This window comes from Streptomyces sp. NBC_00425 (assembly GCF_036030735.1).
Classification (GTDB): Bacteria; Actinomycetota; Actinomycetes; order Streptomycetales; family Streptomycetaceae; genus Streptomyces.
Window position 1 is genome coordinate 8,830,022 of the sequence record NZ_CP107928.1, and the last position, 13,625, is coordinate 8,843,646.

Consider the following 13,625-nt stretch of genomic DNA (forward strand, 5'->3'; position numbering starts at 1 on the left):
CCCGAGGAGCCTAGGAACCCGACGGCAGCACCTTCACGTCCGCGGCCCGTACGAACGCCACCCGGTGGCCGTACTGGATCTCGTAGTACTGCTCGCGGCCGACGACGAGCCGGTGCGAACCGGTGGCGAAGGTCGCCGCGTAGTAGTACTCGCCCGGCACCTTGCCGCCGACCACGTACCGCTGCCCCTCGGGCAGCCTGTACGGCAGCGCGGAGAGCGGCTGCACCGGGACGCCCGCCGGATAGGCCGACGCCTCGGGGTAGGCGCGGCCGTAGAGCGGAACGCTCGCGACGCCGTCCCTCGGCGTGACCACCTGGCCCGCCGCGGGAACGGCCGTCGGCCGCGCGGCGGGGTTCTCGAACCACGCCTTCTGGCCGAGGTACCAGATCGCCGTCCAGTCGCCCCACCGGTCGGCGACCGCGTACTGCTGCCCGGTGGACACCCGTGACGAGGTGTCGTCGAGGTCCTTGGTCGGGCCCGAGCCCTGCCCGGCGTCGTTGATCAGCGCGGACTTCTCGTCGTGGTCGGCGTACAGCCGCACCGCGCTGGAGCCGTGCGCGGCGCAGGTCTCACGCCGGGCGGCGCAGTTCGTGTACACCGGCCGGTTCGCGGCGTAGTCGGGCCGGATCGTCACCAGACCGCCGCCGCCGTCGGCGGTCGCCGTGAAGGGGGCGTCCAGCAGCTCGAAGTAGTGCCCCCAGTCCCAGAAGGGGCCGGGATCGGTGTGCATCCCCGAGATGCTCGCCGCCGTCGGGCCGGGCACGTTGTCATGGCCGAGGACGTGCTGCCGGTCGAGCGGGATGTCGTACCGGTCGGCCAGGTACTTCACCAGCCGGGCGGACGAGCGGTACATGGCCTCCGTGTACCAGGAGTCCGGGGCGGCGAGGAATCCCTCGTGCTCCAGGCCGATCGACTTGGAGTTGACGTACCAGTTGCCCGAGTGCCAGGCCACGTCCTTGGCCTTCACATGCTGGGCGACATGCCCGTCGGTGGCGCGCAGCGAGTAGTTCCAGGAAACGTAGGTCGGGTCCTGGACCATGGTCAGCACCCCGTCCCAGCCGCCCTCGGTGTCGTGGACGACGAGGTAGTCGATGTCGGGCGAGGCGGGCCGGTCGGCGACGTCGTGGTTGCCGTAGTCGTTGTCGCCGAACTGCTCGTAGGGCGCGGGGATCCATTCGCAGGACACCGTGGACGGGCATTCGACGCCCGCCGCGGAGACGTGGCGCAGGCCGGTCCCGCGCAGCTGGGCGGTCCGCGGCGCGAGGCCCGGCTGTGCGGCGAGGGCCACCCTCTGGCCGGCGTCCGTGGTGCGCCGTTCGCCGGTGCGCAGCACGCCGAACACGTCGTTCGCGTAGGCGGCGGCGGTCGCGGTGTCGTCCGCCCCCGAGAAACGCGCCACCGCGCCGTACCAGTCGGCCGGGTCGGCGCTCAGGGGCTCGCCCAGGCGGCGCTGGACGTCGGCGAGCAGGGCGGCGCCGCCCGCGATGTTGGCCGCGGGGTCGGTGCGCAGGACCTCGGCGGCGAGACCGGTGAGCTTCGCGGCCCTCGGCAGGGTCTTCAGACGGGCCGGGATCCGCCCGTTCGACGGCGTCCGGACGCGTGGGGCGGTGGCCGGGGGCCGGGCCGTCCGCGCCGTCCGTGCGGAGTCGCCGCGCGGGTTCGCCGGGCCGGCGCCGTGGCGCGGGGCCGCGGCGAGGGCCGCCCGGACGTCGGTGAGATGCATCGGGCCGTAGCCGCCGGTCACACTCGGCGCTCCGGCATGCGCGTCCCAGCGGGACTGGAGGTAGGACACGCCCAGCAGGACGCTCTGCGGTACGTGGTACTCGGCTGCCGCGGCCGCGAAGGCCCGCTGGAGGCTGTTCGCGGGCCGGGGTGCGGCGTCGGCCGGGCGGGCGGCGCCGAGGAGCGGCAGCACGAGAGCCGCCGACGCGAGGGCGCCTGCGGCTCTGCGCATATGTCTGTGCGGTCCGGGGGGAGTGGCGGGTCTGCGCAACGGGGCCTCCTGGGACGAGAGAGCGGGGCGTGCGGGCCGGCCACGGTCAGCTGGTCGGCCGGGCCGACGACCCGTCAATCATGCCCATAGCGGGATGAATTCCCTCGTCAAGACACCGCATACGTCAGCCCCGGTGCGCCGCCGTTCAGGCGCACCGGGACCGACTCTCTCAGCGCGTGCCGACCGCCGCGCGTACGGCCCGACGGGCCAGCTGGCAGTCGTCGTGCAGCCGCCGCAGCAGCAGACGCTGTTCCTCGCCGGACGGCGCGCCTCCCGCGTGGGCCGCCCCCGGGGCCGTCGGGCTCGTGTCGTGCATCGAGCGCTGCACGGCCGTCTCGTAGGTGCGGATCTCGCGGGTCAGGACCAGCATCAGGTTCACCAGGAAGGCGTCTCGGGAGGCCGGGCCCGCCGACTGGGCGATCTGGCTGATCTGACGGCGTGCCACCGGCGCGTCGCCCAGCGCCGACCACAGCGTCGCCAGGTCGTAGCCCGGCAGGTACCAGCCGGCGTGCTCCCAGTCCACCAGCACGGGACCGGCCGGCGAGAGGAGGATGTTCGACAGGAGGGCGTCGCCGTGGCAGAACTGGCCCATGCCCTGCCGGCCCGCGGTGGCCGCGATGCCGTGCAGCAGCTTCTGCAGGTCGCCCAGGTCCCGGTCGGTGAGCAGACCCAGCTCGTGGTAGCGGGAGATACGGGCGGCGTAGTCCAGCGGCGCGTCGAACGAGCCGGCCGGCGGCCGCCAGGCGTTGAGCCGGCAGATCGCGCCGAGCGCGGCCCTGATGTCCGCCCGCGGCGGCGCTTCCGTGGGGTGCCGCTGCAGGGCTGCCGCCCGCCCCGGCATCCGCTCGATCACCAGCGTGCAGTTGTCCGGGTCCGCCGCGATCAGTCTCGGCACCCGCACCGGGGGGCGCTGCCGGACGAACGTGCGGTATGCCGCTATTTCGTGCCGGATCCGCTCGGCCCATACCGGGGAGTGGTCCAGTAAGCACTTGGCGACGGCCGTGCTGCGTCCCGTCGTGCCGACCAGGAGCACGGAACGTCCGCTGCGGCGCAGCACCTGGACCGGCGCGAACTCCGGGCAGATGCGGTGCACCGAGGCGATCGCCGTGCGCAGCTGGGCGCCCTGGGGGCCGGACAGGTCGAGCCTTCCGCTGAGCGGTTGCGTGCCGAGCCCCGCGGGACGGCGCACGCCGCCCGCGCCGAGCGCGGGGGCCGCCGTTCGCGCGGGGGCCAGGTAGGGGCCGCCACCGCCCGGGCGGGTGTGCAGCGACCGGGGCGGGGCGGACACGGAGGACGATGCTGCGTACATGGGGGAAACAGATCCCTTCGTGTGCCGGACGTCAGAGCGCTGCCCCGACCGGCCCTTTCGGGTGCACCCTGGGGAATGTCCCTCGGCGACCGGGTCGGGGTGGCGCATTCCTACCTGACACCCGTCGCCCAGTGGCACACCATCTGGCGAACCCTGGCGAACCCTGGCGAATAGTCGCCCGGCAACTTTCCCGGGGCTACTGTCAACTCAGCCGAGAACCTGGGGGCTTGACGTGAGCGGACAACCCAACACCCGTCTCTCGGATCTGTTCGGCCTGGCCGGCTGGTCCAAGGGCGAACTCGCGAGGCTGGTCAACCGGCAGGCGGCGGCCATGGGCCACCCCCAGCTGTCGACCGACACCTCGCGGGTGCGGCGGTGGATCGACACGGGAGAGATCCCGCGCGATCCGGTGCCGCGGGTGCTGGCAGCCCTGTTCACCGAGCGTCTCGGCCGTGTCGTGACCATAGAGGACCTCGGTCTGGTCCGGCACGGGCGTACAGGTAAACGGCCCGGCGGCGGGAGTGCTGAACACCCCGACGGCGTGCCGTGGGCGCCCGAACGGACTGCTGCGGTCCTCACCGAATTCACGGGAATGGACCTCATGCTCAACCGACGCGGTCTGGTGGGCGCGGGTGCCGCGCTCGCCGCGGGATCAGCTCTCAGCAGCGCCATGCACGACTGGCTGCACACCGACCCCACTCTCTCCGCCGACGCTCCCACCGTCGACCATCCGCTCGTCCATCACGCCGATCCCGCCGGGTTCGACCGCTACGAGGCCGCTCCCATCGGGGCGGAGGAGGTCGACGAACTGGAGCGCTCGGTCGAGGTGTTCCGAGCCTGGGACGCGGCCCGCGGAGGCGGGCTGCAACGCAAGGCGGTGGTGGGCCAGCTCAACGAGGTGGGCGGCATCCTGGCCTACCGTCACCCCGCCCATCTCCAGCGACGCCTGTGGGGCGTCGCGGCCAACCTCGCCGTCCTCGCCGGCTGGATGTCGCACGACGTCGGCCTCGAACCCACCGCCCAGAAGTACTTCGTCATCGCCGCCCATGCCGCACGGGAGGGCGGCGACCGGCCGCGGGCCGGTGAGGCGCTGTCCCGGGCCGCCCGGCAGATGGTGCACCTCGGACGCCCCGACGACGCCCTCGACCTCATGGAACTGGCCCAGTCCGGCTCCGGCGAGGAGGTACTGCCGCGTACCCGGGCGATGTTCCACACCATCGAGGCCTGGGCGCAGGCGGCGATGGGCAAGGGGCAGGCGATGCGGCGCACTCTCGGCCGTGCGGAGGACCTCTTCGTCTCCGACAAGGGCGACATCGTCCCGCCGTCCTGGATGCAGACCTTCAAGGACGAGGACCTGTACGGGATGCAGGCGCTCGCCTACCGCACGCTGGCCGAGTTCGAGCCGCAGGCGGCCGCCCACGCCCAGTACTACGCGGAGAAGGCGCTGGCGCTGCGCGTCGACGGGCGCGAGCGGTCGAAGATCTTCGACCATCTGTCCATGGCGTCCGCCTGCTTCATCGCGGACGACCCCGAACAGGCGGACCGGTTCGCACGGTTGGCCCTGATGTCGATGGGGTCGAACTCCTCCCGGCGCACCTGGGACCGGCTGAGCCAGATGTACCGGCTCACCGCGCAGTACGCCGGCTACCCGAGGATCAGCGAGCTGCGCGAGGAGATCAGGCTGGCGCTGCCGAAGCAGAAGGGTGCGAAAGGGGGCAACAGCGCCCGGGCGTGAGCGAGTCGGCCTCTCCGCCGTCACCCGTCACCGGGTCGCCCGGCCTGCTACCGGGTCACCCGGGCGACGAGCACACAGGCGTCGTCGGTGCGTTCGGCCTCGCCGCACTCCCGCACGGCCGTTTCGACGCACTCCTGGGCGCTGCGTGCTCCGTCCAGGAGCGGGGCCAGCGCGAGGAGACGGTCAGGGGCTGCCAGGGCGTCGGTGTGCAGCAGGATCAGGTCGCCCTCACGGAGGGGCTCCTCGGCCTGCTCGTATGCGGTGCGCGGGGCGGCTCCGAGCAGGAAGCCCTCCGGCGCCCGCAGTCGGCGTCCCGTCCCGTCGCGGAACAGCAGCGGGGCGGGGTGACCGGCCTGCGCCCACACCAGGGTGCGGGTCCGCGGCCGGTAGCGGCAGCACAGGGCGCTGCCGAGGACCGGTCGGACGGTGGCGTCGAGCAACTGGTTCAGCCAGGACAGCAGCCGGGCCGGCTGGGCGCCCGCCATGGCCATGCCGCGCAGGGCGCCCAGCAGCATCGCCGTGTTCGAGGTGACGGCCGGGCCGTGTCCGGTGAGGTCGCCGACGCTGAGCAGCGTCTCGTCGTCGGGGAGTTCGAGCGCGTCGTACCAGTCGCCGCCGATCAGGGAGGTGCTGGCGGCGGGCAGGTAACGGGCGGCGACGTCGAGCGTGCTCGGTCCCTCGTGCGGCAGGCGCAGGGGGACGCGGTGCGGGGGCAGGACCGCCTCCTGCAGTTCGACCGCCCGCCGGTGCTCGGTCTGCGCCTGACGCCTGGCCTGCAGCGAGTCGTGGCTCTCGCGCACCGCGCGCTGGGTGCGGCGCAGTTCGCTGACGTCCCGCAGCACGGCCCACATGGCGGCGGTGGCGCCGTCGGAGTCGAGCACGGGTTCGCCCATCATGTGCACGGTGCGCGGGGTGCCCGTCGGGCGCAGGAGGCGGAACTCGCCGTCGATGGGCCGGGCGTCGACCAGGCAGTCCGTGACCATCGAGGTCAGTTTGGGCCGGTCCTCCTCGAGGACGAGACAGGGGAGTTCGTCGAGGGTGAGCGGGGGAGTGGCGGGGTCGCGGCCGAGGATGCGGAAGAGCTCCTCGGACCACACGGCTTCGTCCGTCAGCAGGTTCCACTCCGCGCTGCCGACCCGGCTGACCAGGGACCCCTGGCGGGGAGCCGCGGCTGCGGGCGGGGGGCCGGCGGGCGGCGCGAGCCGGGGGCCGTCCCGTAACTGGGCCAAGTGCGCGTCGAGGTCGTCGAGTTGGTGCCGTGCCAGATCGCAGAGGGCGCGTTGCCAGCGTCCCTCGGGGTCCGTCGCGTCGCCCTGGGCGTCCTGCCGTACGGCGTCGATGTCGCCCTTGAGCCGTCTGGTCTGCGAGATCAGCGCGTCCACCGAGCCGCGCGCCGGCGGCTGGGCGGCGGGGTGATCCGCAGAGACGTGGGGCGGCATGAGGCTCTCCGATGCGGGACGGTACGACGAAGGCTGACGCGAGGGCCGTTACGACTGTGGCACAGCCCGCGACGCGGTGTAAGGGATTTGGCAACACACGATTCGGTGGTGCTTCCGGCATATGCCAGTGTCTTCACGAAGGGGTGCGGGGGTGCGGCGCGGACGCCTCGAGCAGGCTTCAAGTCGTAGACAGAGTACGTGACTTGAGGGACTGGTGAGGGGGCTGGGGTGAGTGTCATCCGGGTGTTCGACGGGCATATGTTCTACGCTTCCGGGGGTGTGATGCAGGTCACATCAATTGGTGGCGGGCAAGGCGTAATGCGATCGGCCCCCGCGAGGTCCTATGTGCATGGACACCACTCTGGAACAACCCGTCCGCGCCTGGTTGGTCACCGCGGAGGACCAGGCGCTGCCCGTGCCCGCCACGCTCCGCTACGACGGCGCCGACCCGTTCGCCGTGCACGTGGACTTCCCGTCCGAGGTCTCCCTCGCGGGCGAGCCGGTGACCTGGACCTTCGGCCGCGGGTTGCTGGAGGAGGGCGTGGACGGTCCGGCCGGGAGCGGCGACGTGCACATCTGGCCCTGCGGGCGGGTCCGTACGGTGGTGGAGTTCCACTCCCCGCTCGGGATGGCCCTGCTCCAGTTCGACACCGGGGCCCTGCGCCGTTTCCTGCTGCGCAGCTACGCGGTCGTGGCCCGTGGCGGCGAGGACGTCGACGGCGCGCTCGACCGGGGTCTGCAGGCCCTGCTCGGCAACGTCTGAGACCGCTCCCGCTCAGCGGTCGCCGGCGGCGTACAGCCCGGGGCGCGGGGCGAGTTCGACGCCGACGCGCGCCCCGGTCTCCAGGGCCCGGACCCCGGCCTCGGCGACGGCCGAGGCCGCGTAGCCGTCCCACACGGACGGTCCGGTGACCCGGCCCCGCCGCGTGGCGTCGACCCAGGTCTGCACCTCGCGGTCGTAGGCGTCGGCGAACCGCACGAGGTAGTCCTGCGGCACCTCCACGCCGGCGGAGCCCCGCGCGGTGACGAGCGGGCCGTGGTCGTCGCCGACGCGCGCGCTGCCCGCCTCGCACACGGCCTCGCAGCGCACCTGGTACCCGAAGCCGCAGTTGACGAAGACCTCCACGTCGACCAGGGCGCCGCCCGAGGTCTCGAAGAGCACGAACTGGGGGTCCAGCAGGCCCTGCGGGGCGCCGGGCGAGGGGCGCGGCCGCAGCACGGAGACCGAGGTCAGCTCCTGGCCGAGCAGCCAGCGGGCCGCGTCGATCTCGTGCGACACCGAACTGTCGACCAGCATCGCGCTCGTGAAGCCCGGCGGCGAGGACACGTTGCGGTGCACGCAGTGCAGCATCAGCGGCCGTCCCAGCCGCCCGTCGTCCAGCAGCGCCTTCAGGCGGCGGTACTCGGCGTCGTACCGCCGCATGAACCCGATCTGCGCCAGCCGCCGTCCGAGCCGGGCCTCCGCCTCCAGCACCCGCAGCGCCCCCGCCGGGTCCGGAACCATGGGTTTCTCGCAGAGGACCGGAAGGCCGCGGGCGAAGGCCGCGAGCAACGCCTCCTGGTGGGCGGGGCCGGGCGAGGCGATCAGCACGGCCGCGACGCCGGGCGCGTCGAGCGCGGCCTCCGCCTCCGTGTGGACCGTCACCGCGTCGAGGCCGGCCGCGGCCTCCTCGGCGCGCGCCGCGTCGGGGTCGGCCACAGCGGCCACCCTGGCGCCGCTCACCACACGATCCAGGCGGCGTACGTGGTCGGCGCCCATGTGTCCGGCGCCCAGTACGGCCACGCCCAGCAGGTCGCCCACGCGCCCGCCCCCTCCCCCTCGACGATCACGCCGTAGCGTACGCCGCCGGGGAAAGCAGCTGAACAGGGCCGTGGCGAGCTCGCGGTCAGTAGCGCAGCACCCCCGCGATGCCGTCCATCTCGCCCAGGGTGCCGTCCGGCACGAAGCGCACCGCGGCGCCCGTCTCCAGACACTGCTCGACGATCTCGTCGACGATGTCCTCGCGGGCGTCCAGATCGCCGCTCGCGGCCGGGACGAGGTGGTCCCCGTGGTCGCGGACCGTGATCCGGTAGTTCTCCTCGACGGCCAGCAGCCGGACCCGGCCCTCCCGCGCGTTCTGCCACACCTCGTCGACGCCGGCCGCGAACATGCGGTGCCCGCGCGCCGAGTCGAAGACCCGGGCGATCGACGCCAGGTCCCGGCGGGACTCCGCGTCGAGCAGCGGGCGCACCGCCTGCCACACGGCCTCGGGCGGGCCGTGCGAGAGTCCGCCGTGCGCGATGTGCAGGGCGTCGCGGGTGACGCCGCCCAGCTCGTCGAGGAGCGACAGCGCCGCCTGCTCGCCGGTGACGAACAGTGGGCGCGGGTGCGAGCGCAGCAGTCCGCCGACGGCGGTGTCGGCGTCGCGCAGGAAGTGGCGCGTGCCCTCGTCGCGGAACGTGCTGGGCAGGTCGCCGGTCCGCTGCATGCGCTCGGCGTCGAAGTTCGGCCGGCTCCTGACCAGGGGGAAGCCGCCGGTGTGCTCCTCGGTGACCCGGTCGGCGCCGCCGTTCCACAGCGTGACGCGGTCCGCGGAGACCGAGAGCACCCAGAAGGGCCGTTCGGCGGCCTGCGCGGAGACCAGGTTGCGGGTCAGGAAGGTGTCGGAGAGCACCACGCGTTCGGGCACGGGGCGGGCCAGCGACCACACCTGGTGCTCGCCCGGCGCCGCGTAGATGACCAGGCCGTCCTCGCTGTGCGTCAGGTCGACCTCGGCCAGCGCGCGATCCAGGTGTCCCGCGACGTCGGCGCGCCGCTCGCGGGTGATCGCCGGATCGTGCTCCAGCTGTCTCTTCGCCTCCGCCACGACGTTGCGGAGCCGGACCCGGTCCTGGGCGTTGCCGGGTTCGCGGCGGTGCGTCGGCGTCAGCACGGACACCGCCGGATAGGGCCGTGGGCGGCGCAGTTCGGAGAGGGTGGCGGGGCTGAGTGCGTGCTCCATACGAGCACGATAGGTCCGAATCGCGTAGCGGGCATTCGGGGCAAGGCGGGCGCGGAGGAGGCGTGCGTGGTCACACTTCGGTCTCCCCGGTGGCCGCCGGTGACGGCGACCCCCGCGGCCGGTTACCGTACGCGTCAGTAACCGGGACCGCACCGCAGGAGGCATCCATGCCGCAGCTCGAAGTCGACGGCGCAGCACTGACGTACGACGACGAGGGCCCGCGCGACGGCGACGGCGTGCCCCTGGTGTTCGTGCACGGCTGGACGGCCAACCGGCACCGCTGGGACCACCAGATGGCGCACTTCGCCGCGAAGCGCCGTGTCATCCGGTTCGACCTGCGCGGGCACGGCGAGAGCAGCGGGGCGGGCGTGAAGACGGTCGAGGAGCTGGCCCGGGACCTCCTCGCCCTCCTCGACCACCTGGAGATCGAGCGGTTCGTGCTGGTCGGCCACTCGATGGGCGGGATGATCTCGCAGACCGTGGCCCTCTCCCACCCCGAGCGGGTGGAGCGCATGGTGCTGGTGAACTCCATCGGCCGCATGACCTACAGCCGGGGCCGGGGCCTGCTGATGGGCGTCTCCACCCTCGTCCCCTTCAAGTGGTTCGTCGCCGCCAACATCCAGCGCGCCTTCGCCCCCGGCTACCCGCGTGACGAGATCCGCGCGTACGTCAAGTCCTCGGCGGACACCCCTCGCGAGGTCGTCATGACCCTGTACGGCGCCATGCGGGCCTTCGACGTCCTCGACCGGGTCGGCGAGATCCAGGCCCCGACGCTGATGATCCACGGCTACCACGACATCCAGCTCCCGGTGGGGCAGATGCTGCGGATGGCCAAGGCATACCCGGACGCCACCGTGCGCATCATCGACGCCGGTCACGAACTCCCGGTGGAGAAGCCGGCCGAGCTGACCGCGGCGATCGACGCCTTCGTGACCGTCGGGTCCGTCGGGTCCGTCGGGTCCGTGTAGTCCTCGCGACGTCACCCGAAGCTGTCCGGGTCCGCCGCCTTCCAGTCCGCCTCCCACGACTCGGGCGGTCCGGCGAGCAGTTCGCCCGGCGCGAGCCACTCGTACAGCTCCGCGTACGAGCGCTCGGAGCCGGGCCCGGTCCGCCGGACCAGCAGGGCGGGGGTGAGCCCGCCCGGTTCGCGCACGCCCATGGCGGCCATGATCCGCACCGCGTCACGGACCGTCTCGCGCTGGTAGCGCCGGACCTGGCGGGCCTTGTCGGCCACATGCAGCGCGCGGACCCGCAACGGGTCCTGCGTCGCCACGCCGGCCGGACAGGCGCCGGTGTGGCAGCGCCCGGCCCGCACGCAGCCGACGGCGAGCATCATGGCGCGGGCCGCGTTGGTGTAGTCGGCGCCCTGCACGAGCCGTCGGACGATGTCCGAGCCCGACGCCACCCGACCGCTCGCCCCGATCCGCACCCGGTCCCGGAGGCCGACGCCGGCGAGGGCGTTGTGCACCGTGATCAGCCCCTGGGTGAGCGGCATGCCCAGCCGCCCGGAGAACTCCGCCGGCGCCGCGCCCGTGCCGCCCTCCGACCCGTCCACCACCACGAAGTCGGGCGTCACGCCCTCCGCCGCCATCGCCCGGCAGACCGCGAGGAACTCCCGCCGCGAGCCCACGCACAGCTTGAACCCGGTCGGCTTGCCGCCCGCGAGTTCCCGCAACCGGGCCACGAACAGCACCAGTTCGCGCGGCGTCGAGAACGTCCGGTGGACGGGCGGCGACACCACGGGTTCACCCACCGGTACCTTCCGCTCCCGGGCGATCTCGACGCCGACCTTCACGCCGGGGAGCACCGCGCCGCTGCCCGGCGACGCGCCCTGCGACAGCTTCAGCGACACGCACTTCACCTCGGGCAGCGCCGCCTTGTCCGCGAACTCCCGCTCGTCGAACCCGCCGTCGGCGGTACGACAGCCGAAGTACCCCGTCCCGATCTCCCACACGAGGTCGCCCCCGCCGCGCAGATGGTGCTCCGACAACCCGCCCTCGCCGGTGTCCTGGGCGAAACGCCCCAGTGCGGCACCCCGGTTGAGGGCGAGGACCGCACGCGAGGACAGCGCGCCGAAGCTCATCGCGGACACGTTCAGCAGGGCCATGTCGTACGGCTGGGAGCAGTCGGGCCCGCCCACCCGCACCACCGGCGGCTCCTCGGCCGCCTCGACGGGACGCAGTGAGGGCACCAGGTACTCGTGCTCGTCCGGCTCGCCGGCGGCTTCGGCCGGGTCCTTCCGGCCGGCCCTCTCGGGCAGCGCCCGCGCCGTCGGGTACCGCAGACGTCCGACCAGCGGGTAGTTGCGCGGTACGGAGCGGCCGCGCTGCACCAGATCCCGGACGCCGAGGCAGGCCGCAGCCAGCAGCGGTCCGGCCGCGATCCACCACCGGGCGGACAGGCCGGCCGCCGCGAGCGTCGCCACGGCCGCGCCCAGGGCGACGAGCAGCAGCGGCAGGAACCGGCGCACTCAGCCGGCGTCCTCGTCCGGCCCGCACGAGCTGCCGCTGGGCGGGAGCGAACCGTACAGCAGGAAGTCGTCGACCTTGCGGTGCACGCACTTCGACGATCCGTACCCGGTGTGGCCCTCGCCCTTGTTGTCGAGCACCACGGCCGGCGATCCGAGGCGCTTCGCCGTCTCCACGGTCCAGCGGTACGGCGTCGCCGGGTCGCCACGCGTGCCGACCAGGAGGATCTTCGGCGAGCGGAGGTCTTTCACCTCGTCCCGGATGAAGTCGGTGCCCTTGGGGCGGCCGTAGCACAGCAGGACCTCGTTGAGCCGGTACCGGCCGAAGACCGGCGACGCCTTGTCGTAGGCGGCCCGCAGCCGTTCGAGGTCCGCGGTGATCCGGGCGGCGGTGGGCCGGTCCGGGTCGTCCGCGCAGTTGATCGCCATCAGCGCCGCGGGCAGGTTGTCGAGGGGGACGTCCTCCGCGTCGACCAGGGCGCCGGGGGAGGGGTCGGTGCGGCCCGCGGACCGCGGCGGCAGCGGCACGGGGAACGGCAGCGGACGGGCGAAGCCGCCGGTCGTGAACCCGAGGACCCCGCTGGGGTCGCCGTTCTCGATCAGCTGGGCCAGCGACCTCTCCAGCAGGGGCCACAGTTCCCTGCTGTACAGGCCCTGCCCGAGGGCGCCGACGAGGTCCTGCCCGGTGAAGTCGTCGCCGAAGTCGGTCGGCAGGGGATCCTCGTCGAGCGAGCGGACGAGCCGCACGACCTCCTGGCGTGCCACCCGCGGATCCTGCCCGAAGGGGCAGGCGATGTCCTTCACGCACCAGTTGACGAAGTCGTCGAGCGCGATCTGCTGGCCCCGGGCGCCCGCCATGCCCTGCTCGGTGAGCGGCTCGGTGAGGGTGTCGACCCCGTCGAGGACCATCCGCCCCACCTTGTCGGGGAACCGGGCCGCGTAGACCGCGCCCAGCCGGCTGCCGTAGGAGAAGCCGAGATAGTTGAGCTTCCTGTCACCGAGCGCCTGGCGCATGACGTCGAGGTCCTGGGCCGCGTCGACGGTGCCGATGTGCGGCAGGACCGGTCCGGAGTGCTCCGCGCAGTCGGCGGCCGCCTGCTTCAGCCGGCTGAGCAGCTCCGGCGGATCGGCGACGGCGGTGTCGTCGTTCAGCGGGGCCAGCCCGCTCTCCTCGCCGTCCCCGCAGCTGACGGGGGAGGAGCGGCCGACGCCGCGCGGATCGAGGGTGACCACGTCGTAGCCGTCCGTCAGATCCATGAACTCCTTGCCGCCGTAGGCGAGTTCGGGGACGCCCGCGCCGCCGGGACCGCCGAAGTTGAGCACCACCGAACCGCGCCTGTCCCCGGTGGCCCGGTATCGGGCGAGCGCGAGGTCGAGCGTGCCCGCCCGGGGACGGGAGTAGTCGAGCGGCACGGTCAGCTTGGCGCACTGCAGGTCCTTGGGCATGCCCTCGCCCTTGCACGCCGACCAGGTGACCTTCTGACCGGAGAACCGGGACAGGTCGGGACGGTCGTCCCCGTCGCCCGCGCGGTTCGCGGCGACCGTCGGCAGACCCGCGCCGCCGAGCAGGGTCAGTGCGGCGGTCGCGGCGAGCGCACAGCTCCGCAGCCCGGGCCGCGTCGACAGATGGGCCAGCATCAGTGCCTCCAAGGACGCCCGCAGCGGTCCGGGAACGGCGCCCTCGATCACGATAAGCGGCAG

At 73.3% G+C, this 13,625-nt stretch carries 10 protein-coding genes; 3 read left to right on the forward strand and 7 right to left on the reverse strand.

Annotated elements, in window-relative coordinates:
• Positions 1–10 precede the first annotated feature (10 nt).
• Both OHS82_RS38910 and OHS82_RS38915 read right to left on the reverse strand, forming a co-directional pair.
• Positions 11–1,954: an N-acetylmuramoyl-L-alanine amidase gene (locus tag OHS82_RS38910; RefSeq protein ID WP_057581680.1), complete on the reverse strand. Its 1,944-nt coding sequence runs from the start codon at positions 1,952–1,954 to the stop codon at positions 11–13.
• Positions 1,955–2,162: 208 nt separating this feature from the next.
• Positions 2,163–3,302: an aminoglycoside phosphotransferase family protein gene (locus OHS82_RS38915; protein WP_328435582.1), complete on the reverse strand. Its 1,140-nt coding sequence runs from the start codon at positions 3,300–3,302 to the stop codon at positions 2,163–2,165.
• Between the two features lie 232 nt (positions 3,303–3,534).
• On the opposite strand from OHS82_RS38915, the gene OHS82_RS38920 reads away from it, so the two are divergent.
• Positions 3,535–5,037, forward strand: coding sequence for a DNA-binding protein NsdB (locus OHS82_RS38920; protein WP_057581684.1), 1,503 nt, complete (start codon positions 3,535–3,537; stop codon positions 5,035–5,037).
• A 47-nt stretch (positions 5,038–5,084) separates the two neighbouring features.
• Here the strand turns inward: OHS82_RS38920 and OHS82_RS38925 are convergent, their stop codons facing one another.
• Entirely contained in the window at positions 5,085–6,476 is a 1,392-nt protein-coding gene (locus tag OHS82_RS38925; RefSeq protein ID WP_057581688.1) for a PP2C family protein-serine/threonine phosphatase, read from the reverse strand.
• A 349-nt stretch (positions 6,477–6,825) separates the two neighbouring features.
• Here OHS82_RS38925 and OHS82_RS38930 point away from each other — a divergent pair, with 349 nt between their 5' ends.
• Entirely contained in the window at positions 6,826–7,239 is a 414-nt protein-coding gene (locus OHS82_RS38930) for an SsgA family sporulation/cell division regulator (protein WP_057581812.1), read from the forward strand.
• Between the two features lie 12 nt (positions 7,240–7,251).
• On the opposite strand, the gene OHS82_RS38935 is transcribed toward OHS82_RS38930, so the two are convergent.
• Positions 7,252–8,277 (reverse strand): Gfo/Idh/MocA family protein, encoded by a 1,026-nt coding sequence (locus OHS82_RS38935; protein WP_328435583.1) that lies wholly within the window; start codon positions 8,275–8,277, stop codon positions 7,252–7,254.
• An 85-nt stretch (positions 8,278–8,362) separates the two neighbouring features.
• Positions 8,363–9,457 carry a baeRF3 domain-containing protein gene (locus OHS82_RS38940; protein WP_057581696.1) on the reverse strand — a complete coding sequence of 365 codons (1,095 nt, stop codon included), beginning with the start codon at positions 9,455–9,457 and terminating at the stop codon, positions 8,363–8,365.
• Between the two features lie 167 nt (positions 9,458–9,624).
• Between OHS82_RS38940 and OHS82_RS38945 the strand changes: the two genes are divergently transcribed.
• Entirely contained in the window at positions 9,625–10,425 is an 801-nt protein-coding gene (locus OHS82_RS38945) for an alpha/beta fold hydrolase (RefSeq protein WP_057581697.1), read from the forward strand.
• An 11-nt stretch (positions 10,426–10,436) separates the two neighbouring features.
• Here OHS82_RS38945 and OHS82_RS38950 read toward each other — a convergent pair whose 3' ends face one another.
• Positions 10,437–11,927: an FMN-binding glutamate synthase family protein gene (locus OHS82_RS38950; RefSeq protein WP_328435584.1), complete on the reverse strand. Its 1,491-nt coding sequence runs from the start codon at positions 11,925–11,927 to the stop codon at positions 10,437–10,439.
• The gene (locus tag OHS82_RS38955; protein ID WP_057581813.1) at positions 11,928–13,562 is read right to left on the reverse strand and encodes an alpha/beta hydrolase; all 1,635 of its coding nucleotides are present in this window, start codon (positions 13,560–13,562) and stop codon (positions 11,928–11,930) included.
• Between the last annotated feature and the right edge of the window lie 63 nt (positions 13,563–13,625).

Excerpts from the sequence above, each read along its gene's own strand:
- OHS82_RS38910 (WP_057581680.1), bottom strand. The coding sequence starts at position 1,954 with ATGCGCAGAGCCGCAGGCGCCCTCGCGTCGGCGGCTCTCGTGCTGCCG.
- OHS82_RS38915 (WP_328435582.1), bottom strand. The coding sequence starts at position 3,302 with ATGTACGCAGCATCGTCCTCCGTGTCCGCCCCGCCCCGGTCGCTGCAC.
- OHS82_RS38925 (WP_057581688.1), bottom strand. The coding sequence starts at position 6,476 with ATGCCGCCCCACGTCTCTGCGGATCACCCCGCCGCCCAGCCGCCGGCG.
- OHS82_RS38930 (WP_057581812.1), top strand. The coding sequence starts at position 6,826 with ATGGACACCACTCTGGAACAACCCGTCCGCGCCTGGTTGGTCACCGCG.
- OHS82_RS38940 (WP_057581696.1), bottom strand. The coding sequence starts at position 9,457 with ATGGAGCACGCACTCAGCCCCGCCACCCTCTCCGAACTGCGCCGCCCA.
- OHS82_RS38945 (WP_057581697.1), top strand. The coding sequence starts at position 9,625 with ATGCCGCAGCTCGAAGTCGACGGCGCAGCACTGACGTACGACGACGAG.
- OHS82_RS38955 (WP_057581813.1), bottom strand. The coding sequence starts at position 13,562 with ATGCTGGCCCATCTGTCGACGCGGCCCGGGCTGCGGAGCTGTGCGCTC.